Consider the following 21,331-nt stretch of genomic DNA (forward strand, 5'->3'; position numbering starts at 1 on the left):
TCCCGCACCCCAAGCCACGTGGTACACACATCCGGTCACATTCCTGTCCGCCAGCAGGAGGTTGCCCATCATGTCCGCCACTCGACGTCAGGTTCTCGCCCGCACCGGTGCCGTGGGCGCGGGAATCGCCTTCACCGGCGCCCTCTCCGAACTCTTCGCGGGCACCGCGGCCGCGCACGGGAAGGCCGGATACGGCCCCCTCGTCCCCGACCCCAAGGGCCTGCTCGACCTGCCCAGGGGGTTCCGCTACAAGGTCCTCTCCCGGGAGGGCGACGCCCTCCGGTCGGGCGAGGGCAAGGTGCCGAGCAACCACGACGGCATGGCCGCCTTCCCGGGCCGCAAGGGCGGCGTCCATCTCGTGCGCAACCACGAGAACCGCGTCACCGGCAAGATCGGCGTGCCGACGGTCAAGGGCCTCACGTATGACCCGGCGGCCAAGGGCGGCTGTACGGCGCTGGCCCTCGACCGGAGAAACGACGTCCTGGACGAACGCGTCGCGATCGCCGGGACGGCCGTGAACTGCGCGGGCGGGCCGACCCCTTGGGGCACCTGGCTCACCTGCGAGGAGACCGAGGACATGGCCGGTACGAACGGCTACACCAAGGACCACGGTTTCATCTTCGAGGTCGACCCGGTGGACCCGCGCCGCACCGGCGCCGTGCCGCTCACCGCGATGGGCCGCTTCCAGCACGAGGCGATCGCCGTCGACCCCCGGCGCGGCGTCGTCTACGAGACCGAGGACGCCTTCCTGAAGCCGTTCGGCCTCTTCTACCGCTTCCTGCCCAAGAAGCCCGAGGGCGGGCGCGGTTCGCTGCGCGCGGGCGGCAGGCTCCAGGCGATGCGGGTGCCGGGCGTGCCGGACCTGTCCTCCGTCCAGGAGACGGGCGCGAGCTTCGACGGCATCGAGTGGGTCGACGTCCCGGACCCGCTGGCCGCGCGGACACCCATCCGCCATCAGGACTTCGGCCCGAAGGGCATCACGCACGCGCAGAAACTGGAGGGCTGCTACTGGGGCGGCTCGTCCGTCTACTTCGTCTCGTCCTTCGCGCGCAGCTCTGAGGGCTCCGCGGGCGACCACTACGGTCAGGTCTGGCGGTACGACCCGGCCGGGCGCCGCCTCACCCTCGTCATCGTCTTCGGCCCGAGCACGGACATCCAGCTGCCGGGCGACTCCCCCGACAACATCTGCCTGGCGACCGGCGGCGGCCTGATGGTGTGCGAGGACGGCGACGGCGCGCAGCACGTCTACGGCCTCACGCGGCGCGGCGAGGTCTACGCGATGGCCCGCAACCGCCAGACCATCGGCACCCCCGACAAGCCCGAGTGGGGCGAGTTCGCGGGCGTCACGTTCTCCCCCGACCACGACACGATGTACGTCAACTGCTACTCCCCCGGCACGACGTTCGCCGTGACGGGGCCCTGGCACAGGTAGCGGCGCACTCGGCGGGGGCACGCGGTCACGTGCCCCCGCCGGGCGCCCGGTGATCAGTACGCCGTCACCGGGTAGTGGTCCGAGAGGTTCGTGTACGTGTACTGCTTGCCCCAGCTGGAGACGGTCCAGGGCGCGCTCTGTTCCTTGAGCACGTTGTTGTGCCAGGTGGCGGGGCGGGCGTGGCCCTTGCGGTGCAGGATGTGGTCCAGGTCCTCGCGGGGGTCGTCCGGGTAGCGCTCGGCGGCGATCGAGTTGTCCCGGGTGTCGAAGGAGTACGGGTGACCGGTGCGGGCGTCGGCCGGGACGAAACCGCCGTCCGCGAGCATCGAGGCGTACTCCGGGCTGTGCGTGTCGACGTTGAAGTCGCCCGCCACGATGACCTGTTCGTCCGCCGGGATGTTCTTGGCGTCCAGGAAGGCGTCCATCTCCTTGAACTGCTTGGCGCGCGTCGACGCCGCCTCGCCGCTGCCGCAGCCGGGGTCGGTGGACTGGGCGTGCGTGCCCACCACGTGCGCCTTGGTGCCGTTCACGTCCAATACCGCGTAGACGAAGCCCTTGTTGGAGTACGCGTCGGAGCCGCAGGCGTCCTTGTAGACGTACTGCTCCTTGCGCTGGATCGGCCACTTGCTGAGGACCGTCACGCCGCCGTCCTCGGGCGTCACCGAGGAGTAGGCGCCGCCGGTGGCGTCCCAGCCGGCCTTGCCGCGGCCCATGACCGGGGTCTGGTGCGGGTAGCGCTCCTTGGCGGCCGCCTGCAACGCGTCGGACGAGGAGTTGTCGAACGCCTCCTGAAGCACGACGACGTCCTGCCCCTTGAAGAAGCCGGCCGCCGGTATGGCCTTGGCCCGGTGGTCCTGGCCCCAGTTGGGGTACAGCGTCTTGCTGAACAGGAACGTGTTGTACGTGAGCACCTTGAGCGAGGGGGTCGCGGCGACCCCGTCGGCGGCACTCGCGGACGGGGTGACGGCGACGAGCGTGGCGGCGGCGAGCGCGGCGGCGACCGCCGAGGCGTGGGACCTGCGCAGCGCTGAGTGCGGCACGGAGAACTCCTGAGGGTGGGGGGTTGCTGTTGCTGTTCCGGGTGGTTGCCGGGGTTGCTGTTTCGGGTGACGCGGAAGGCGCGCGCCTTCGTTCGGGCGCTCGAACATCCAATCAGCCGCGGTTACTTCTGGGGATACTTCACGTGAACATGCCGTTCGTTTCCCTCGCCCCTTCGAAAGGCCGCTCCGGCGACGCCGGGAAGGGCGCTGTGCGGCCCTCCGGCGGGCGTGCGGGCGCCGGTCGAAGCCCACGATCGACGACGTGATGAAACTCGACGCCCTCACCCGCTTCGCGGCGGGCGAGGGCGGCATGGGTTCCCCCCTGCCCGACGCGGACTTCTACCGCGACGCGCGGCCGCACGGCGGCGGCGCCTACGAGGACAAGTCGCTGCGGCGGATCTTCCGCGACCTGACGGAGGTGGAATCGCGCCGCATGCGCGACGAGCCCGCGCGGTCCGCGCTCTTCGGCGAACCCTTCCTCTGGACGGGCCTGTTCCGCCGCGGCGCACCGGCTGCCGCGGGCCGCTAGTGCCCCATCAGGCAACGTTCGCCCTGTTTACGACGGCGCGGAGGCGTTCGTCGGCGGCGTGCTTGTTCCGCCAGATGATGTAGCGGCGGATCATGCTTCCCTGCTCCTTGTGGCTGGCATGGTCGGTGCCGTCGAGAGCGAAGTAGCGCAGGGCGGTGAACTGGGCCTCGATGCGGTTGAGCCACGAGCTGTTGGTCGGCGTGTAGGTGATCTCGACGTTGTTGGCCGTGGCCCAGTCGCCGACTCGGGTGTCCTTCTTCGTGGTCAGGTGTGGGGAGAAGTTGTCGAGCACGATCGCGATGCGGATCTTGGGCGGGTAGAGGCTGCGCAGGTAGCGGCAGAACTCCAGGAACCTCGTGCGGTTCTTCCTCGGCTTGATGTGGCCGTAAAGCTTGTCCTTGGCCAGGTCGTAGGCGGTGAACAGGTGGCGGACCCCGTGCGGGCGGGTGTAGGTCGCCCGCCTGCGGGGCCTGGGCTCCCGGTCGGGGCCCTTGTGCCGTCCGCCGCACTCGGCCCACTGCCGCCCGGGGCGGGGTTGGAGGTTGAGCGGCCCGAACTCGTCGAGGCATAAGACGACTTCGGGCTCGCCGCCCTCGGCTATGACCTCGCCGTCGGCGATCGCGTAGAGGTGCTCGACGCGGGCCTTCTTCACCGCGTAGTCGGGGTCGCGGGAGGTCTTCCAGGTCTTCACGCGTTGAAACGACACGCCCTCCTCGCGGAGCAGGGCCCGCAAGCCCTCGTGGCTGATGTCGTCGACCACCCCCTCGGCGACCAGGAAGTCAGCCAGCTTGGTCAGGCTCCAGGTCGAGAACGGCAGGCCGTGCTCGGCCGGCCGGGACTTGGCGAACTTCTTGATCTCACGGCGTTCCGGGAGGGTGAAGGTCTTGGGTCGGCCGCCCTTGTACTTCGGGTAGAGCGAGTCGAAGCCGTCGGCATTGAAGTTGTGGATCACGTCCCGGACCCGGTCCGCACTGGTGAACGTCACCTCGGCGATCTTCGCCACGGGCATGCCCTGCGCGGACAGCAGCACCATCTGAGCTCGCCGCCAGGTCACTACCGAACCGGTGCCGCGCCGCACGATCCGCAACAGCCGGACACCCTCGTCGTCATCGATCTCGCGCACCTGCACCCGCTCGGCCATGCCGGACAGCCTGGACCGAACGCGCTGGCCGGGAACGAGTTCCGGCCAGCGCAACGAGCACTGCGGTCTTGTGTCAGCTCAGATGCCGGGCGAAGAACCGCAGCGAGCTGTCCACTTCGAACGACGGCACATCCCCGTGCTTGCCGGGGTTGGCGTGCAGCGTCTTCTCAGCCGAGGCCAGGGCGTCGAACAAGGCCAGGCTCTGGTCCCGCGGAACCATCTGGTCGTCCCACTGGACGAGGAACTGCACCGGCACGGTGATCCGCGCGGCGTTCTCGGCCAGCCCGTGCACACCGAGCAGGCCCAGCACCGCGGCGCGTATCCGGGGCTCTGAGGCGATGAGCGGGATGCCGAGCCCGCAGCCCATCGACATCCCGCAATAACCCACTGGGCCGACGCCGACCTGGTCGAGACGCTGGACCGCAGTCAGGACCGCCTGCCAGTCCGCGACGGCCTGAGGGGCCAGATAGCTCTGCATGCTGGCGACCAGCGCGCCCGGATTCTCACCGGCGGCCATGCCGGCCCGCATCTCGGCCGCGATCCGGCCGAACTCCTCGTCCTTGGGCCGGTCACCGTGGTTGGGCGCGTCGATCGCGACAACCGCGAAACCCTCGGCGGCGTAGCGGCGCGCGCGGGACACGGTGCCTGGGGCCATCTTGTGCTGCCCGCCGCCATGGCCCAGCAGAATCAGGGGACGAGTACCGCAGGCGTCTTCCGGCGTCCACAGCATGCCGGGGATCTCGTCAAGGGTGAAGAACTGTTCGGTGACGCCGTCCGACGACGTCTGGGAGGTGAAGCGCATTAGCGTTTCAAGCCTTTCGGGATGCCTTGTGCGGGCGCTCCCTAGGCCATGCAAAGGAGGGAGCCCCGACCTGTGACAGTGTTGATCGGTCTCACCTCCTCGAATGTGCAGCGGTGCACGGCGGCGCCGAAGGTATCACAAAGATCATCACTCGCGCTTCGCTGGGGCGAACGTTGCCTGATGCGGCACTAGGGCCCGTCAGACGCTTCCGCGTCTTTCGACGACGAGGATGCGCGCCTGCGGCGCCGGGTGGGCGACATGGGCATCTCCTGGTTCGACGCAGCACACCCGGCCCGGCGTCAGGCGCTCGACCTGCTCGATGCCGTCCACGCGGTAGTGCATGTCCACCGCTCCGTCCAGGACGACGAACACTTCCGGGCCGTCGTTGACGTGCCACTCGTATGGCTGGTCGGTCCAGTGCAGCCGTACCGTCGCGTCGTCCACGGCGGCGAGATCGAGGGCACCCCAGGGGCGTTCGGCGGTGAATGAGGCGGCATCGAGGAAACGCATCAGAGTTCTCTCTGGTCAAAGGTGTAAGTGGGCCTCAGTGGCATCCGGCGGCCCGTCCCATCGTGCAAGAGGGGCGTGGGCACCGCGATAGGCAGGAATGACGCGGGCCGTAAGGTTCCTGCCATGCACCAGCCGCACCATGTCGTCGCCCTCGCGCTTCCCGGGGTCGTCGCTTTCGACCTCGCCATTCCCGCGCAGGTCTTCGGGGCCACAGAGTCCCCCGGTCGCTACCGGTTCAGCCTGTGCGCCGCCGAAGCCGGACCGGTGCCCACGTCCACCGGCTTCGATCTCGTCGCTCCCCGCGGGATCGATGCCCTGGCCGAGGCCGACACGATCATCGTGCCCGGCTATGAGCCGCACGATCCGCCCAAACCGCCTGTGGCCGAAGCCCTGCGAGCCGCCGGCGCCCGCGGCGCCCGCGTGGTCTCGGTGTGCACGGGCGCCTTCGCGCTGGCGGCGGCCGGCCTCCTCGACGGACGCCGCGCCACCACCCACTGGTTGGACGCCTCCGACCTCAGCCACCGCTATCCCGCGGTCGAGGTCGACCCCGCGCCCCTGTACATCGACGCCGACCCGGTCCTGACCAGCGCCGGTTTCACCGCGGGCATCGACCTGTGCCTGCACCTGGTCCGCGAGGACCTGGGCGCGGACACGGCAGCCGAACTCGCCCGCCTCCTCGTGGTGCCCGCCCACCGCGAGGGCAACCAGGCCCAGTACATCTCCCGGCCCCTGACCGCCGACGGCACCGGCATGGCCGACGTGTGCGCCTGGGCCCTCCAGCACCTCGACCATCCGCTGACGGTGGCCGACCTGGCCCGCCGCGCCTCGCTCTCTCCCCGCGGCTTCGCCCGCCGCTTCACCGCGGAAACCGGCACCACACCCTTGCGCTGGATCAACACGCAACGCCTCCAGCAGGCACGACGCCTCCTGGAAACCACCGATCTCAGCGTCGAGGAGATCGCCCACCGGGCCGGCCTGGGAACCGCGACGAACCTACGCCTCCACCTGGCCCGCGAAGCCCAGACCACCCCCACCGCCTACCGGCGCGCCTTCCGGCGCACCAAGAACGCCCATGAGACCCGGGCAGGCCATAGGCCCTAGGCCTGCCGTACCCGCCGTGCCCGCCGTACCAACCGCACCTTGTCGACGCCGAGCAGCCCCGCCAGCGGCACCTTCGCGGTGGTCTGCCGGGCGTCGACTGTCACTCCGTCGGCGCGCAGGACGTCGAGCAGCATCTCGGCCAGCGGCATCACCATGTGCCGCCCCCAGCAGCGTTCGGAGGCGTGCCCGAAGGGGAGGTAGCCGGCGTGGCCGTCGGGGTCGAGGGTGGCCCAGCGCTCGGGGCGGAACGTGTCGGGGTCGTCCCAGAGCGCCGGGTCCCGGTGGCTGAGCAGCGGCAGCAGCAGGACGTCGTCGCCCGCACCGATGCGGGCGTCGAGGGCGGGGTACTCAGGGGACGCGTTGCGCAGGATGTTCCAGGAGGGCGGCAGCAGCCGCATCGCCTCGTACAGGATGTGCTCGTTCGGGGTGTCGTCGTCGAAGGGCGCCCCGAGCCAGTACGCGCTCGCGACGAGCGTGGAGACGGTGAAGCACACGGGGGCCGCCGCCCGCCGGTACAGGCCCATCGCGTACCGCCGGTCGCTGTAGTTCGCGGCGTCGGCGGTCAGCCCGGCGATCGCGGTCACGGGCGCTCCGGGGCGCGGCCGCCCGGGCAGCGCCGCACCGGCCGCGATGACCGTCCAGGTCAGCTTGGGCGTCAGCTCCAGGGTGCGGTCCATGAGGATGCGCAGCCGGTAGGGGTCGGCGCCGAGGATCAGGTCGCGCAGGTAGACGTGGCCGACGTGCGGCCAGACGCCGGTGAGGTCGACACCGCCCGGCACGGGCGCCCGCAGCGCGGCACGTACGTCGCGGCCGATCGCCCGCATGACGCCCGACGCCTCGGTACGGGAGATGGAACGGCCGTGCAGGGGCTTGAAGGTCGGGCGTTCGTGTTCGGTGGCCGGCCTGGCGGCGAGGATACGGTCCGTCAGTTCCGGCCCGGCGACGCCCATGGTGTCGGCGTCCAGGCGGAACACGTCCTCACCGCGGTGGTCGCGCAGCAGGGCGTGGAGTCGTGGCGTGAAGACGGTGGTCCGGGTGAACCGGTCGGTACCGGAGAGGGGCATCGGGGTCTCCAGGGGCGGGAGGCCCGCGTCCGGCGGCCGGTCGGGCATGCCGGACGCGGGCCTCGACGGCTCATTGCGTCCCTATGGGACGCGCGCCCCGCCCGGTGCGCGATGCGCGATGCGCGATGCGCGCGGGGTGGACGGGACGCGCGGGATAAACGGTTCGCCAGGTTTAGTACCAGTGGTACCAGGCGTACGCCTTCAGGCTCTTCTCTCCGGTGATCTTCTTCTTGAGCGAGCGAACCATCTTCATGCTCATACCTCCGGTCGTTGCCGTTCGTTCCTGACGGACTGGACCAGCGGAGCATCCAAGGAGCTGATCAACAATCAGTGAACGCGCAGGTGATGAGGGTTACCGGGCCCGTTCGGAACCCCGGAAGCGGACCCGCGTGCGGGGCACGTGAGTGGGACGTCAGCGCGGCGCGCGTCAGAGGTCGGCGAGCGCCCCGTCCACCGTGGCGAGCAGGACCTCGCGATCGTCGTGCACGCGGCTGAGGACACGCAGCCCGTAGTAGGTGCTCTGCACCCGGCGGGCCACGGTCCGCGCGTCGCCGGTGGAGCGGAACTCGCCCGCGCGCCGCCCCTCCTCCACGACCGCGCACAGCTCCTCCTCGACCCGGTCGAAGCTGCGCCGCACCGCCCTTTTGACCTCCGGGTCGAGCCCGACGGCCTCGACGGCGGCGTTGATCGCGAAGCAGCCGCGCGGGTCCGCGTCGTCGAGGTCGGCGTCGACGGCGTGGAGCATCATGGCGCGCAGCCGCTCCTTCGCCGGGCCGGGGCCGCGCAGGATCTCGACCTGTTCGGCGGTGGCGGTGTCGTGGTAGCGCTCAAGGGCGCGGAGGTAGAGCTGCCGCTTGCCGCCGAAGGTGTTGTAGAGGCTCGAAGGCCCGAGGCCCGTGCTGTCGCACAGGTCACGCGTCGAGGTGCCCTCGTATCCGTGGCGCCAGAACGTCTCCATGGCCGCGGTGACGACGCGGTCCTCGTTGAACTCTCGTGGCCTGGCCATGAACCCCACAGTAGACGTTTTGGAACACACCGACAAAACTCACTCCTGCCCGGCCACCCCTGTCCGGCGCCGGGCGCCCGGCCTCATTCGACGGCGCCGACCGCCTCGATCTCGATCAGCCACTCGGGGTCGGCGAGCGCGGCGACCTGGACGAAGGACTCGGCGGGGAAGGGAGCGGTGTAGTGCTCCGCGCGGAGTTCGGCGAAGACGTCCTGGTGGGACATGTCGGTGACGAAGACCGTGAGCTTGACCAGCCGGTCGAGGCCGGAGCCCCCGTGGCCGAGGACGGTGCCGAGATTGGCGAGCGCCCGCCGGGCCTGCGCCTCGAAGTCCCCGGCGCCGACGGTGTCACCGTACTCGTCGATCGGCGCCTGCCCCGAGGTGAAGACGAGGTCACCGACGCGGATACCGAGTGAGATACCCGCCGACTCGTACCAGTCGGGGTCAGCGGTCACCCGGACGCGGGTGGCGGGGGTCTCCTGGAGGGGGGTGGCGGGGGCTTCTGAGGCGCGGGGCGCGTGGGCTTCCTGGAGGGTGGTCACGTGGGCTTCCTGGGCACGGGGCATGTGGGCTCCCTGGGTGTGGGGCATGTGAGCTTCCTGGGTGAGGGGCATGTGGGCCTCCTGGAGGGGGGTCACGTGGGCTCCCTGAGTGCGGGGCATGTGGGCCTCCTAGAGGGAGTCACATGGACTTCCTGGGCACGGGGTATGCGGGCTCCCTGGGTGTGGAGCATGTGAGCTTCCTAGGCGGGGGGCATGTGGGCCTCCTGGAGGGGGGTCACGTGGGCTCCCTGAGTGCGGGGCATGTGGGCCTCCTAGAGGGAGTCACATGGACTTCCTGGGCACGGGGCATGCGGGCTCCCTGGGTGTGGAGCATGTGAGCTTCCTGGGCGGGGGGCATGCGGGCCTCCTGAGTGCGGGGCACGCCGGCCTCTTGGGCGGGGGTCGCACCGGCTTCCCGGCCACGGTTCACGCTGACTTCCCGGACGGGAGTCACGCCGGCTTCCCCGCCACGGGCCGCACTGACTTCCCGGACGTGCACCGCGCGGGCCTCCCCGCGCGCCGCGCCCCCGCTCACGCCTCCGCCTTGGCGGTCTCGCGGGAGAGCACCGTCGTACGCGGCAGCGGCGCCTCCCGTTTCGGTCCCGAGCGCTGGAGGTACGCCGCCCACAGCACGCCGGCCACTCCCGCCACGGCCAGGCCCGAGCCGACCCAGGCCACCGACGCGTAGCCGTACCCGGCGTCGATGGCCAGGCCGCCGAGCAGCGGGGCCACGGTGTTGCCGACGTTGAACGCGGCCGTGTTGGTCGCGCCGACGAGCGTCGGGGCGTCCGGGGCGAGCGTGAACACCCGTGACTGGAGGGCCGGGTTGGTCACGTATCCGACGAGGCCGAGGAGGAAGACCAGCACGAGCACCACGGCCGTGACGTGCGCGGTGAGGGCGAGCAGCGCGGAGAACACGGCGAGCCCGCCGAGCCCGACGCCCAGCGTGCCGAGGGGCCGCGTCTCGCCGGTGCGTCCGCCGATCACGATGCCCGCGAGGCCGCCGACACCGAACAGGGCCAGGATCCCCGGCACCCACCCCTCCGGGACCCCGCTGACCTCGGTCAGGAGCGCCGCCAGGTAGCTGAAGGTGACGATGACCGCCCCGAAGGCGAAGGCCGTGACGGCGTACGAGAGCCACAGCTGCGGCCGGGCCATGCCGCGCAGCTCGGCCCTGACCGAGGGCCGCTCGCCCTCGCCGCGGCCGCCGGGGACCACGAGCAGGGTGCAGACGAGACTGACCACGGTGGCCGCGGCCACCGCCCAGAACGCGGCGCGCCAACTGGCGTACTGGCTCAGCACCGTGCCCGCGGGGACACCGACGATAGTGGCGAGCGTCAGCCCGCCCGCCACCACGGCGACCGCCCGCGCCTTCGCCGCGACCGGGACGAGCGCGACCGCCGTGGCCACGGCGACGCCCCAGTAACCGGCGTACGCGAGGGCGCTGACGACACGCGAGACGAACAGCACCGCGTAGCCGGGCGCGAGGGCACCGACCACGTGCGCCACGACGAACGCGGCCTGGAGCGACACGAGCGCCGTGCGGCGCGGCCAGCTGAGCGTGGCGACGGCGAGCAGCGGCGCGCCGACGACCATGCCGATCGCGAAGGCCGAGATGAGCAGGCCGGCATCCGGGATCGACACCCCCAAGTCGTCGGCCATGCCCGGCAGCAGGCCGGACAGCATGAACTCCGAGGTTCCTTGGGTGAAGATGCCGAGCCCCACTATGTACACCGCAGGTGGCATGGGAGGGGTCCTCCGATCGGACAAAAAGAAATGAGACGGATGAGACTGATGGGACGGGGAGAACGGGACGGAAGCCGCATCAGGCCGCGCGCGTCGCACCGCCTTTTGAAGCGACCGCTTCAGAACTCGACGAGTCAGGACGCTAACACATTTTGAAGCGAACGCTTCAGAACAGGGTTCCCCTGCTCACCCCTGAACCGGCGAGAACACCCCGGAGTGCGGATGGATCCGGCCGCCCAGCGCGGGCACCCGCATGCCTCACCCGCTACGCATACGTCAGAGGCAGCAGGAAACCCAGGAAGGAGGACCGGACGGTAAGGAGGATCCGGGCGGTTACGTCTCCCGTGTCGCAGCGCGCGAGGAGACGTCGCCGAGGACCATGCCCATCATCGTGATCGGAAACCGGCCGCACCCGCCGCCCTGACGGCAAGCACACGTCGGCAAGCACACGTCGGCAGCGCGCATCACCAAGCGGTGCAGAGCTGGAAGGAGAGAAGACGTGACTCCGGAACCATCGCCCGAATGGGCCGACACGTCCGTCGAGTTGGCCAAGCTGTGGACGTCCAGCGGAGGGGCGAAGACGTTCGTCGTCGTGTTCGTCATCTTCGCCCTGGTCCTCGTCGCTCTGCTGCTGCGGAGCAAGAACCGACCCCAGAACCGACGCCAGAACTGACGCTGCCCCCCTCAGTGCCGCGCCCCGCCGCTGGATTCCCTCGCCTCGATGTGCGCCGACGAACGCCGGTGCACCGCGGGCGGCGTCCACGGTTCCCGGACGAGCCGGTCCACGAGCGCGGCCACTTCGCCGGGCGTGGGCAGTTCGATCCGTACGCTCGTCAGGCGCGGCCGTAGCAGCCTGGCGATGAGGAGGTCGTCGGCGCCCACCACGGCGGTCTCGCCGGGTACGTCGACTCCGGCGTCCTGGAGCGCGCGCATCATCAGCATCGCGTACTCGTCGTTGTAGGCGAACACGCCATCGAGGTCCAACTCCCGCCAGGTCGCGGCGAGTCGGTCCGCCGATTCCTCGGTGCGGGCGAGCGGCAGGGGCAGGATCCGCGCCCCGGGGAACGCGGCGGCGGCCGTCCGCGCGCCCGTGAGGCGTGGTGCGCCGAACATCTCCAGACCGTGCTCGGCGGGGACCACGACACCGATGCGGCGGCGCCCGGCCGTGAGCAGGTGCCCGGCGGCCACGGCGCCGACCTCCTCCTGGTCCACGATGATGCCGTGCGCGCCGGGCGCCGGCGGTGGACCGTAGGAGACGACGGCGGAGGTGCCGGAGCGTTTCAGGAGCTCGACGGAGGGTCCGGTGAGGGAGCCGGCGTGAGTGGTCAGGACGGTGGCGGGCCGCAACTCGGCCCAGGCGCGGGCCGCCTCCAGCGGGGCGCCGCCCGTGCTCGCGCCGTGCAGGACCCCGGTATAGCCGTACTCCTGGAGCGCGGACTGGAAGCCCGCGACGAAGCCCGCGAAGAGGGGGCCGAAGGCGGGCGCGGTGTCGGCGGGCACGGCGATCAGGACGAGTCCGCTGGAGCCGGAGCGCAGGGAGCGGGCCGCCGCGTGCGGGACGTAGCCGAGTTCTTCGGCGGCCTCGCGGACCTTCTTCTGGGTGGCCTCGTTGACGCGGCCGGCCGCGAGGCCGTTGAGCACGTAGCTGACGGTCGCCCGCGAGACACCGGCGTGCCGGGCGACGGAAGTGCTGGTGGGCGGGGCATCGGGGGGCGTGGTCCCGGCTCGCCCCCGGGGCGCCGCGGCCGGGATCCCGGAAGGCGTGGCTTGGGCCGGCCCCGGGGACGTCGCGGCGCGGTCGGGCGGCGTGGCGGACCCGTCCTGCCCGGGGCGTGAGCTGTCGTTCATCCTGCCGCGCATCCTTTCACGGCGACCTCATACGTCCCCTTACCGCCTCGCACCACCCCTTACGTCCTCGTACGGCTCCTGACGACCTCTTACGGGCTCTTACAGCCTCTTACGGCCTTCTGTGCCCTTCTTCGACTCTTCGACGCGTTTGGTCCGGTGAACTCGGCAGCAGGACGGCCGGAACGCCCTCCGCGCGCGGAGCATCGCCCAGTACCGAGAACAAGGCGCCCCGTACAACCCTTTGGCCCCACCACCAGTCTCAGCTTCGCTGACATCCCCGCGCCACCCGGCCACGCACCCCGCTCCCGCATCCGCTTCCGGTTCCGGTTCGGCGCCCGCGTCGCCGACTGACCCCACCGCCTGCCCTCCCACTCGCTCCGCCTCTCGACTCACAAGGAACCCAACACCCATGCGCATCCGCACCACAGCCACGCTCACCACTCTCCTGGTGGCGGGCCTCACCCCCCTCACCCTGCCCGCCGCGGCAGCGAGCGCCGCGCCCGCCAAGCACGGCGACGACTTCAACGGCGACGGCTACCGCGACTACGCGTACTCAAGCTTCAGCGCCAGAGGGGGCGGCGGCGTCACCGTGGTCTTCGGCACCGCCACCGGGCCCGGCTCCGCAAAGCAGCGCCTCACCCAGGCGAGCCCCGGCGTGCCCGGCGCCGATGAGGCCGACGACATGTTCGGCGAGGTACGGGCCGCCGCGGACTTCGACGGCGACGGATACGGCGACCTCGCTGTGGCGGCCACCGGCGAGAACGGCTTCCAGGGTGCCGTGACGATCCTGTGGGGCTCCGCCTCCGGCCTGTCCAAGGGCACGACTCTCCCGAACAAGAACCCGGGCCGCTACAACTACATGGGCAAGGACCTGGCGACCGGCGACTTCAACGGGGACGGCAAGCAGGACCTGGCCGTCATCAACGAATCCATGACCTACGTCTACCGCGGCCCGCTCAAGCGCTCCGGCGCCACCGGCACCGTGACCAAGCTCGACAAGACGACGTCCTTCTACGCCTCGGCCCTGATCTCCGGCAAGGTGAACGGCGACAAGAAAACCGACCTCGCGATCATCGGAGACGTGGTCAACCCCGAAACCATCGCGTCCGACGCCTGGTTCATCAAGGGCGGCGCGAACTCGCTCACCCCGGGCGGGACCCTGCGCCTGGAATCCCAGGCCGGCAACGGCGGCAGCACCGAGCGCGGCGGCGACGGCGTCATCGCCGACTTCGACAAGGACGGCTACGGCGACATCGCCATCGGCACCTCCCTCTACTCGAAGCACAAGGGCCGCGTCAGCGTCTGGTACGGCTCGTCCGGCGGCCCGTCCCGAAGCGCCCGCCTCACCCAGTCGACGAGCGGTGTCGCCGGATCCCCGGAGAACTACGACGAGTTCGGCTCATCCGTCTCGGCGGGCGACGTCAACGGCGACGGCTACCCGGACCTCGCGGTCGGCGTGCGGGACGAGGAGATCGACGGCAAGGACCACGCGGGTGGCGTGCATGTCTTCAAGGGGCGGGCGAGTGGCCTGTCCGGTGCCGGCTCACAGTGGTTCGCCCGCAACACCCCCGGTGTCCCGGGCCCGTTGACGGCCGACGACCAGTTCGGTGGCCTGGTACGGCTGCGCGACACGGACGGTGACGGAACGGCCGACCTGTATGTGAGCGCCGTCGACGCTCTGCGGCTGCCCGGCTCACCCAGCGGCATCACCACGGCGGGCGCGACGGAATACGACGCGGCGCCCATCGACAGCTTCTTGCAGTAGCCCCTGGAGGAGGTCGAGCCAGCGCTGCCCCCGGAGATTTTCCTCCATCAACTGCCCGTCAACACCTGGCCCGTCCGGGGTACGCGGGGAATCGACACGACACCATCAGCCTGTCGATTCCAAGGAGGCACCGGCCGCGCACGGCTTAAAGCGCTGGCTCGACCGCAGCCTGTTCGCGCAGGCACTGCTGATCTTCCCGCTGGGTATGGGGATCGCCGCCCTTCTCCGGCAGGACGCACACCCGGTCCGATGGCTGATCCGAGGTGCGATCTGCACGGGGGCCGCCCTCGCCTGCCTCATCCTCGGAACAGCCACCGGCTCGCCGGCCCTTCCCGCCCTCTTCGCTGTGGGTGTGGGTGCCTTCTGCTACTGGGTCCTCTGGACGCGACGCCGCAACAAGGAGCGCTGCCGGTTCATGCGCTCGGCGCTGGAAGAGCGTGACGCTCACAGGCCACCGCCCGGCCCACCGCTGGCTCCGAGGCCTGTGCGGATCGGGCAGACAGGACGCTCAGTCACAGCCGTAGCGGCTTCTTCGGTCACAAAGCCGGTGCCAGTCACAGCCGTAGCGGCTTCTTCGGTCAGAAAGCTGGTGCCAGTCGCAGCCGTAGCGGCTTCTTCGGTCAGAAAGCTGGTGCAGCGGATCGTCCACTGCTAAACAATCCGTTACACGTGTCAGGTGACACGTGTCACGCATCGTTTTCGGTCACCGCGACCGACCGTCCGAGGAGGAGGGCACCGTGGCCCTTTCCGCTCGTCAGGACCAGAATCCTCAGCAGGGCCCCTCTTCCTCCTCGGCGCCGCCGGGGCAGGGTGGCGCCGAGGGGCCCGGGTCCGCCGGGCCCGACCGCGCACCGCGTGGCCTGATGCCGCTCCTCATGCTCGGCAACACCGCGATGTTCACGCTCTACGTCGGCGTCGGCGGCGTACTGCTCCCCCTCCAGATCGAGCAGATCGACAAGGCCGACAAGGTCGCGATGCTCGGCCTGGTCAGCGGCGTCAGCGCGGTCTTCGCCACCCTCTTCAACCCGGTCGCGGGCGCCCTCTCCGACCGCTCGGGGCGCCGCAACCCGTGGATCCTCGGCGGCGGTCTCGCCGCGGTCGGCGCGATGGGGCTGCTCGGCGGGGTGGGGACGGTGCTGCTCGTGACCATCGCGTGGTGCCTCGGGCAGGCCGTGATGAACGTCTACCAGGCCGCGATCACCTCGGTGGTCCCGGACCGGGTGCCGCTCTCCGCGCGCGGCAGGGCCTCGGCGGCCGTCGGCCTCGGCATGCCGGTCGGCTCGATCCTCGGCGCGCTGCTCGGCTCCGCCTTCGCCGACCGGATCGCCACCGGCTACCTCGTGCTGGGCGCCTTCGTGGCGCTCTCGGCCGTGCTGTTCACGTCGTTGGCCCGCGAGAAGCCGCTGCCCGAGGCGGCCGGGGCGGGGCCGGTGCCGCTGTACGCGCAGGCCGCAGCGGCCGACACCGAGCCCGCACCGCCACCCAACGAACAGGCCACAGCAGCCGACACCAAGCCCGCGCCGCCGCTCAACAAGCAATTCGCGGCGTTCCTCGGTGCCCTGCGTCACCACGATTTCCGGTGGGCCTTCATCGGGCGCGCGCTGCTCGTCCTCGGCTACTTCTGCGTCTTCGGCTACCAGCTGTACATCCTCCAGGACCACGTCGACCTGCCGTCCGGCATCGAGCCGCAGGACGCCGTCGCGATCCTGACGCCCGTCAACGCGGTCGCCATGGCCGCCTCCACCATCGTCGGCGGAGTGCTCTCCGACCGCCTGGACCGCCGCAAGCTCTTCGTCGCGCTCTCCGCGGTGATCTCCGCGGTCGCGCTGCTCGTCCCCGCGATCTCGCCGACCTGGCCCGCGATGCTCGTCTTCGCCGTCCTCAACGGCCTCGGCTTCGGCTGCTTCATGGCCGTCGACAACGCGCTCGTCTCGATGATCCTGCCGAGCGCCGAGGACGCGGCGCGCGACCTCGGCGTCCTGAACATGGCGCAGGCGGGGCCGCAGATCCTGGCGCCGTTCGCCGCCTCCGTGATCGTCTTGCTCTGCGGCGGCGGGCAAGGCGGCGGCTACACCGCCCTGTTCGTGGCCGGGGCCGTCCTCTCCGTGCTGGGCGCGCTCGCCGTGCGGCCGATCCGGGGGGTGCGCTGAACCGACGCGCGCCGACCGGCGGACGTGTAGAAGAACAAGCAGGACCAGCAGGTCAAGCAGGTCAAGCAGGTCAAGAAAGGTACCGTCATGAAGCTGCACACCCACGAATGGGGAACCGGTGACCGCGTCGCCCTCCTGGTCCACGGGATCATGTCGGACCACCGCACGTGGCGGCGCGTGGGGCCCGCGCTCGCCGAGCGGGGCTACCGCGTGATCGGTGTCGATCTGCGGGGTCACGGCGCGAGCGGGCGCGGCGCGTACGGCGCGGAGGTCTTCGCGGACGACCTCGTCGAGACGCTGCCAGGCCGGCGCGGAGCTCGCGATAGGGCACTCGCTCGGCGCGATAGCGCTGGCCCTCGCGGCCGAGCGTCTGGTGCCCGCGCGGGCCGTCTACTCCGACCCGGCGTGGGCGCTCGACGGCGCCGGCTTCGGCTCGCTCGATCCGGCGGCGTTCGCGGAGTTCCGTGGGGCCACGCGCGAGACGATCGCGCGCTTCAACCCGCGCTGGGACGAGGCCGACGTCGACATCGAACTCGCCACGCTGGCCGCCTGGGACGCGGACACCGCGCTCTCGCTCGGCGGCCCGCACGCCGTCGACCGCACGCCCGGCAAGCCGGTCGTCCCGTCGCTCGTGCAGGTCGCGGACCCCAGTCCGCTGGTCGACGAGGCGATGAAGGACGAGCTGAGGCGGCGCGGGTTCGAGGTGCGGACGGTCGCGGGCGCGGGACACACCATCCATCGCGACGACTTCGACGCGTTCATGGCATCGCTGGAGGGCTGGCTGTGAGCGCGACGGTTCCTCCGGCGGGCACGGATGCCGGGAGAGGGAGCGAGTTCCCCGGCCGTGCGCCGACCGTCGTCACCACGAGCGGCGCGGTGCGCGGTGAACACCTCGGCGACCGTGGCGTGCGGCGTTTCCTCGGCATTCCCTACGCCGCCGACCCGGTGGGCGAGCTGCGCTTCCGGCCGCCTGTCGGGCCCGCGCGCTGGAACGGCGTACGTGACTGTGTGACCGTCTCGCCCGCACCGCCGCAGGGCGGTGATCCGCTCCTGGAGAACGTCGTCGGCTACGAGCGGATCGCCACGGGTGAGGCGGGCTGTCTGACCGTCAACGTCTGGACGCCGTCGACGATGGGCCGCCGCCCCGTCATGGTGTGGGTGCACGGCGGCGGGTACGTCCAGGGCCGCGGATTGCAGGTGTGGACGGACGGCGCCCGCCTCGCCGAACGTCACGACCTGGTGGTCGTGTCGCTCAACTACCGCCTGGGCGCGCTGGGTTGGCTGTACGTCCCGCGCCTTCTCGGCCCGGAGTACGCGCAGTCGGCCAACCTCGGCCTCCAGGATCAGATCGCCGCGCTCGGCTGGGTGCGGGACAACATCGGGCGCTTCGGAGGTGATCCGGGGTCGGTGACGGTGTTCGGGGAGTCGGCGGGCGGCGGCAGTGTCGCGATGCTGCTCGGCGCCCCCGCCGCGCGGCCCCTGTTCCACCGGGCGATCCTCCAGAGCGCGCCCGCGCGGATGACGAGGACGGCCGAGGAGGCGGCGCGGGTCGCCGAGGCGTTCATGGTGGCGCTGCGCGGCAAGGCGGGCCGGGACGCGGACGTACGTACGGCTACGGCGGGCCAACTCCTGGCCGCGCAGAACGAGTTGCTGAGCCGCCACCCCTTCGACCGGCTGCCCTTCGTGCCCGTCGTGGACGGTGCGGTGCTGCCGGTGCCGCCGGTGCGGGCGCTGCGCAACGGCGCGTGCGCGCACATTCCCGTCCTCGCGGGGACCAACGAACACGAGGGCCGCCTCTTCGCGGGCCTCGGCCCCGCCGTGCGGCCCGAGGTCTTCGAGGCGGCGCTGAGCGCGGCGTTCCCCGCGCCGGAGCGGGCGGCGCGGGCCCGCGCGGTGTACGAGGCGCACGAGGGCCCGGCGGGCACGGCGCCCACCGAATCGATGGCGGCGCTCATCACCGATGTGCTGTTCCGCGCGCAGACGGACGCACTCCTCGACGCCCACGCGGCGGGCGGCGGTACTGCGTGGTCGTACCTCTTCCGGGAGACGACGCCCGCGCTCGGCGGCGGACTCGGCGCGGCGCACACGCTGGAGATCCCGTACGTGTTCGACGTCCTGGACGGCCCCGGCCTGCGCTCATGGGTCGGCGACGAGGCACCGCAGCCGCTGGCGGACGCGATGAGCGAGGCCTGGGCCCACTTCGCCCGCCACGGCACGCCCGCCTCGGCCCTCCTGCCGCCCTGGCCGCGCTTCGACCCCGCCCGGCGCCCGACGATGATCCTCGGCGGGCCGGAGGGGACTCACGTGGCCGACGACCCACTGCCGGACCGCCGGCGGCTGTGGCGGCAGGAGGGGGAGGCCACGCCGGGCGCCTGACCGGCCCGGCCCAGACGGGTGGTCGCGCGGCACCACCACAGACCGATAACCCCATTTGTCACATTTTCCCATATATCGTCACCGCGTGATCACTTTCGTACGGAGACGCGCCGCGCTCTGCGCCCTCAGCGCCCTCAGCGCCTTGACCACCGTTCTCGTCGGCTGCTCGGCAGGCGACCCCGCGACGCCCGGCCGATCGGGTAAGGCCGCGTCGTCCTCGCCGTCCGCCCCGCCCACGCTCGCCCCCGGCCCCTCCGGCCTCACCCCCGTCTTCGCCCACGGCCCCCGCACCGAGGGCCGTACGGTCGCGCTCACCTTCGACGCCGACATGACCGCCAACCAGGGGGCCCGCGCGGCGGCCGGTGAGCGGTTCGACCACCCCGAGCTGGTGGCGACGCTGCGCCGGCTGAAGGTGCCCGCGACCTTCTTCATGACGGGCCGCTGGGCCGAGGAGTATCCCGACCAGGCCAAGGGCATCGGCCGGGACCCGCTCTTCGAGGTGGCCAACCACTCGTACAGCCACCATGCCTTCACCGGAAACTGCTACGGCCTGCCGACCGTCCCGCCGACGCGGATGCGCGCCGACATCGACCGCGCCTTCGACGCCTTCCGCAAGGCGGGCGTCGAGCGTGCGATGCCGTACTTCCGCTTCCCCGGCGGCTGTTACGACGAGCAGTCCCTGCGCACGCTCGCATCCGCCGGCGTCACCGCCGTGCAGTGGGACGTGGTGAGCGGCGACGCCTTCGCGACGGACGCGGACGCGGTGGCCCGGCAGGTGCTCGACGGAGTGCGGCCGGGGTCGGTCGTCGTCATGCACTGCACGCGCAGCGCCGCCCCCACGACGGAGCGCGCACTGCGGACGATCATCCCGAAGCTGCGCGAGCGCGGCTTCCGGTTCGTGAAGGTGTCGGAGCAGATCGGGGCGAAGCGGACGTCCGGGCCGCGGAGCTAGGCTGGACCGTATGGCGGACGACGGTTACTGCGCGAGCACGAATACGAGTGCTGGTACGAGTACGGGTACGGGTACGGGTATGGAGCGCGGGGCGGCCGGGCCGGGGCCCGCGGCGCACGCGGCCCCGGCGGACGGCCCCTTCGCCGAGTGCGTGCTGTGCCAGGCCCCCACCGAGTACCCCGAGTCGCACAAGGGCATCACGCTCTGCCCGGTCTGTGAGTGGCAGGAGGCCCAGCGCACGACGTGCTCGGGCTGAGCGGCCGGCGGGCCCGACCGCACCGGCTCGGCGCCGCCTCCCCCCTTCAGACGCGCCGCGAGCTGAGCAGACAGGCCGCCCACACCGCCGCCACCGCCGTGGCCACCGCCGCCGCCAGCGCGCCCAGCGGCCATGGCACGACACCCTCTCGCGACCCCGTGGTCAGATCGGTCAGCACCGACTGCGCCGGGGAGCCGGTGGTGACCAGCAGGAACAGCGCGCCGAGCAGCATCGCCGGTACCGCCTTGCCCGCCGAGCGCAGCAGCGGCCATGTGGTGAGCGCCCCGAGGGCGGTGCCGAGCAGCGCGCTGACCAGCATCGCGATCAGCCCGGCGGCACCCGCGGGGACGCGGGCCACCGGCAGCCGCCCGTTGGTGCTCCCCGCGTCGCTGATGACCGTCACGACGAGCACGGCCAGGCCCCCGAGCGCGGCCGCGGCGAGAAAGGCGGCCAGCAGCGGGGCGAGGTGGGCCCGCGCGGGTCCGGCCGCGGCGGCGGAGCAGGTGCGCGCCGCGGGCGGTTCGTTGCTCGCGCAGACCCGCACCAGCCAGGCGGCCGCCGGCAGCAGCGCGGCGGCGGCGTAGGCGAGCGAGTCCAGGATGGGCTGCCCGCTCTGTACGCCGACGGCGAGGAAGACGGCGTAGAGGATCACCGGAGCCAGCCACCGCTGCGACCGTGCGAGGAGGGCGAGCTGGTAGTGGAGGAGGGCGCTCATCGGAGGGCCTGCCCTTCGGCCGCCGGGGCGGCAGCCGGGCCGGGAACCACCGGCGGCCGCTCCACCGTCACCACGTGCCAGGGCGGCCGGGCCGTGAGCAGTTCACGCAGAACGAGATCGGAGTGGCTCTCCGGGACCATGAGGGCGCGCGCAGCCGGAGCGCGCGAAACCGGAGCGCGCGACGTCACGCCGCCCATCTCCACGGCCACCGCGCCGCCCATCTCCACGGCCACCGCGCCGTCCGTCTCGTCCGTCTCGTCCGTCTCGGCCGTCTCGGCCGTCTCCGCCGTCTCCGCCGTCTCCGCCGTCTCCGCCGTCTCGGCCGTCTCGGCCGTCTCCAGAGTCTCTACCGCCGC

20 protein-coding genes and 1 pseudogene are annotated in these 21,331 nt (G+C 71.6%); 10 read left to right on the forward strand and 11 right to left on the reverse strand.

Going from position 1 to position 21,331, the window contains the following annotated elements; all coding sequences use genetic code 11:
* The first annotated feature begins 70 nt into the window (after positions 1-70).
* Entirely contained in the window at positions 71-1,432 is a 1,362-nt protein-coding gene (locus ACOBQB_RS07055; RefSeq protein ID WP_423589648.1) for a PhoX family protein, read from the forward strand.
* 53 nt (positions 1,433-1,485) lie between these two features.
* Here the strand turns inward: ACOBQB_RS07055 and sph are convergent, their stop codons facing one another.
* Entirely contained in the window at positions 1,486-2,472 is a 987-nt protein-coding gene (sph, locus tag ACOBQB_RS07060; RefSeq protein WP_423589650.1) for a sphingomyelin phosphodiesterase, read from the reverse strand.
* A 262-nt stretch (positions 2,473-2,734) separates the two neighbouring features.
* On the opposite strand from sph, the gene ACOBQB_RS07065 reads away from it, so the two are divergent.
* The gene (locus tag ACOBQB_RS07065) at positions 2,735-3,001 is read left to right on the forward strand and encodes a hypothetical protein (RefSeq protein ID WP_423589652.1); all 267 of its coding nucleotides are present in this window, start codon (positions 2,735-2,737) and stop codon (positions 2,999-3,001) included.
* A gap of 7 nt (positions 3,002-3,008) precedes the next feature.
* Here the strand turns inward: ACOBQB_RS07065 and ACOBQB_RS07070 are convergent, their stop codons facing one another.
* The 3 genes from ACOBQB_RS07070 to ACOBQB_RS07080 form a co-directional block, all read right to left on the reverse strand.
* Positions 3,009-4,142 (reverse strand): IS630 family transposase, encoded by a 1,134-nt coding sequence (locus ACOBQB_RS07070; RefSeq protein ID WP_423589653.1) that lies wholly within the window; start codon positions 4,140-4,142, stop codon positions 3,009-3,011.
* A 73-nt stretch (positions 4,143-4,215) separates the two neighbouring features.
* Entirely contained in the window at positions 4,216-4,944 is a 729-nt protein-coding gene (locus ACOBQB_RS07075) for a dienelactone hydrolase family protein (protein ID WP_423589654.1), read from the reverse strand.
* A 198-nt stretch (positions 4,945-5,142) separates the two neighbouring features.
* Positions 5,143-5,454 carry a hypothetical protein gene (locus ACOBQB_RS07080; RefSeq protein ID WP_423589656.1) on the reverse strand — a complete coding sequence of 104 codons (312 nt, stop codon included), beginning with the start codon at positions 5,452-5,454 and terminating at the stop codon, positions 5,143-5,145.
* A 123-nt stretch (positions 5,455-5,577) separates the two neighbouring features.
* On the opposite strand from ACOBQB_RS07080, the gene ACOBQB_RS07085 reads away from it, so the two are divergent.
* Positions 5,578-6,555, forward strand: a complete 978-nt coding sequence (locus ACOBQB_RS07085) for a GlxA family transcriptional regulator (protein ID WP_423589657.1) — start codon at positions 5,578-5,580, stop codon at positions 6,553-6,555.
* On the opposite strand, the gene ACOBQB_RS07090 is transcribed toward ACOBQB_RS07085, so the two are convergent.
* The 5 genes from ACOBQB_RS07090 to ACOBQB_RS07110 form a co-directional block, all read right to left on the reverse strand.
* Positions 6,552-7,619 carry a cytochrome P450 gene (locus ACOBQB_RS07090; RefSeq protein ID WP_423590460.1) on the reverse strand — a complete coding sequence of 356 codons (1,068 nt, stop codon included), beginning with the start codon at positions 7,617-7,619 and terminating at the stop codon, positions 6,552-6,554. The two genes, ACOBQB_RS07085 and ACOBQB_RS07090, sit on opposite strands and share 4 nt — an antisense overlap.
* A 172-nt stretch (positions 7,620-7,791) precedes the next feature.
* Complete coding sequence (locus ACOBQB_RS07095; protein ID WP_423590462.1) at positions 7,792-7,878, reverse strand: tryptorubin family RiPP precursor; 87 nt, start codon at positions 7,876-7,878, stop codon at positions 7,792-7,794.
* Positions 7,879-8,046: 168 nt separating this feature from the next.
* On the reverse strand, positions 8,047-8,625 hold the full coding sequence (locus ACOBQB_RS07100) for a TetR/AcrR family transcriptional regulator (protein ID WP_423589658.1): 579 nt from the start codon (positions 8,623-8,625) through the stop codon (positions 8,047-8,049).
* Positions 8,626-8,708: 83 nt separating this feature from the next.
* Complete coding sequence (locus ACOBQB_RS07105; protein WP_423589659.1) at positions 8,709-9,191, reverse strand: RidA family protein; 483 nt, start codon at positions 9,189-9,191, stop codon at positions 8,709-8,711.
* A gap of 507 nt (positions 9,192-9,698) precedes the next feature.
* Positions 9,699-10,913 (reverse strand): Cmx/CmrA family chloramphenicol efflux MFS transporter, encoded by a 1,215-nt coding sequence (locus ACOBQB_RS07110; RefSeq protein ID WP_423589660.1) that lies wholly within the window; start codon positions 10,911-10,913, stop codon positions 9,699-9,701.
* 499 nt (positions 10,914-11,412) lie between these two features.
* On the opposite strand from ACOBQB_RS07110, the gene ACOBQB_RS07115 reads away from it, so the two are divergent.
* On the forward strand, positions 11,413-11,586 hold the full coding sequence (locus tag ACOBQB_RS07115; protein WP_423589661.1) for a hypothetical protein: 174 nt from the start codon (positions 11,413-11,415) through the stop codon (positions 11,584-11,586).
* An 11-nt stretch (positions 11,587-11,597) separates the two neighbouring features.
* Here the strand turns inward: ACOBQB_RS07115 and ACOBQB_RS07120 are convergent, their stop codons facing one another.
* Positions 11,598-12,761, reverse strand: a complete 1,164-nt coding sequence (locus ACOBQB_RS07120) for a LacI family DNA-binding transcriptional regulator (RefSeq protein ID WP_423589662.1) — start codon at positions 12,759-12,761, stop codon at positions 11,598-11,600.
* A gap of 409 nt (positions 12,762-13,170) precedes the next feature.
* On the opposite strand from ACOBQB_RS07120, the gene ACOBQB_RS07125 reads away from it, so the two are divergent.
* The 6 genes and pseudogenes from ACOBQB_RS07125 to ACOBQB_RS07150 all read left to right on the forward strand — a co-directional run bounded on the left by ACOBQB_RS07125 (position 13,171) and on the right by ACOBQB_RS07150 (position 20,260).
* Positions 13,171-14,526: an FG-GAP and VCBS repeat-containing protein gene (locus ACOBQB_RS07125; protein WP_423589664.1), complete on the forward strand. Its 1,356-nt coding sequence runs from the start codon at positions 13,171-13,173 to the stop codon at positions 14,524-14,526.
* A gap of 737 nt (positions 14,527-15,263) precedes the next feature.
* Entirely contained in the window at positions 15,264-16,676 is a 1,413-nt protein-coding gene (locus ACOBQB_RS07130) for an MFS transporter (RefSeq protein WP_423589666.1), read from the forward strand.
* A gap of 87 nt (positions 16,677-16,763) precedes the next feature.
* Positions 16,764-17,463 (forward strand): annotated as a pseudogene (locus ACOBQB_RS07135) (alpha/beta fold hydrolase).
* On the forward strand, positions 17,460-19,052 hold the full coding sequence (locus ACOBQB_RS07140; RefSeq protein WP_423589668.1) for a carboxylesterase/lipase family protein: 1,593 nt from the start codon (positions 17,460-17,462) through the stop codon (positions 19,050-19,052). Before ACOBQB_RS07135 ends, ACOBQB_RS07140 begins: the two are co-directional and overlap by 4 nt.
* 85 nt (positions 19,053-19,137) lie before the next feature.
* On the forward strand, positions 19,138-20,004 hold the full coding sequence (locus ACOBQB_RS07145; protein ID WP_423589670.1) for a polysaccharide deacetylase family protein: 867 nt from the start codon (positions 19,138-19,140) through the stop codon (positions 20,002-20,004).
* Between the two features lie 10 nt (positions 20,005-20,014).
* A complete protein-coding gene (locus ACOBQB_RS07150) occupies positions 20,015-20,260 on the forward strand; it encodes a hypothetical protein (RefSeq protein ID WP_423590511.1) in 246 nt (81 codons plus the stop codon).
* Positions 20,261-20,306: 46 nt separating this feature from the next.
* On the opposite strand, the gene ACOBQB_RS07155 is transcribed toward ACOBQB_RS07150, so the two are convergent.
* Positions 20,307-20,975, reverse strand: a complete 669-nt coding sequence (locus ACOBQB_RS07155) for an ABC transporter (protein ID WP_423589671.1) — start codon at positions 20,973-20,975, stop codon at positions 20,307-20,309.
* Positions 20,976-21,331: the final 356 nt, after the last annotated feature.

The sequence above is a fragment of the Streptomyces sp. G5(2025) genome (assembly GCF_049542075.1).
Lineage (GTDB): Bacteria > Actinomycetota > Actinomycetes > Streptomycetales > Streptomycetaceae > Streptomyces.

Bases quoted from the DNA above. Each gene is read 5' to 3' on its own strand.
- ACOBQB_RS07075 (WP_423589654.1), bottom strand. From the start codon at position 4,944: ATGCGCTTCACCTCCCAGACGTCGTCGGACGGCGTCACCGAACAGTTC.
- ACOBQB_RS07110 (WP_423589660.1), bottom strand. From the start codon at position 10,913: ATGCCACCTGCGGTGTACATAGTGGGGCTCGGCATCTTCACCCAAGGA.
- ACOBQB_RS07155 (WP_423589671.1), bottom strand. From the start codon at position 20,975: ATGAGCGCCCTCCTCCACTACCAGCTCGCCCTCCTCGCACGGTCGCAG.
- ACOBQB_RS07125 (WP_423589664.1), top strand. From the start codon at position 13,171: ATGCGCATCCGCACCACAGCCACGCTCACCACTCTCCTGGTGGCGGGC.
- ACOBQB_RS07055 (WP_423589648.1), top strand. From the start codon at position 71: ATGTCCGCCACTCGACGTCAGGTTCTCGCCCGCACCGGTGCCGTGGGC.
- ACOBQB_RS07090 (WP_423590460.1), bottom strand. From the start codon at position 7,619: ATGCCCCTCTCCGGTACCGACCGGTTCACCCGGACCACCGTCTTCACG.
- ACOBQB_RS07085 (WP_423589657.1), top strand. From the start codon at position 5,578: ATGCACCAGCCGCACCATGTCGTCGCCCTCGCGCTTCCCGGGGTCGTC.
- ACOBQB_RS07095 (WP_423590462.1), bottom strand. From the start codon at position 7,878: ATGAGCATGAAGATGGTTCGCTCGCTCAAGAAGAAGATCACCGGAGAG.
- ACOBQB_RS07120 (WP_423589662.1), bottom strand. From the start codon at position 12,761: ATGAACGACAGCTCACGCCCCGGGCAGGACGGGTCCGCCACGCCGCCC.
- ACOBQB_RS07100 (WP_423589658.1), bottom strand. From the start codon at position 8,625: ATGGCCAGGCCACGAGAGTTCAACGAGGACCGCGTCGTCACCGCGGCC.
- ACOBQB_RS07105 (WP_423589659.1), bottom strand. From the start codon at position 9,191: ATGCCCCGTGCCCAGGAAGCCCACGTGACCACCCTCCAGGAAGCCCAC.
- ACOBQB_RS07150 (WP_423590511.1), top strand. From the start codon at position 20,015: ATGGCGGACGACGGTTACTGCGCGAGCACGAATACGAGTGCTGGTACG.
- ACOBQB_RS07080 (WP_423589656.1), bottom strand. From the start codon at position 5,454: ATGCGTTTCCTCGATGCCGCCTCATTCACCGCCGAACGCCCCTGGGGT.
- ACOBQB_RS07070 (WP_423589653.1), bottom strand. From the start codon at position 4,142: ATGGCCGAGCGGGTGCAGGTGCGCGAGATCGATGACGACGAGGGTGTC.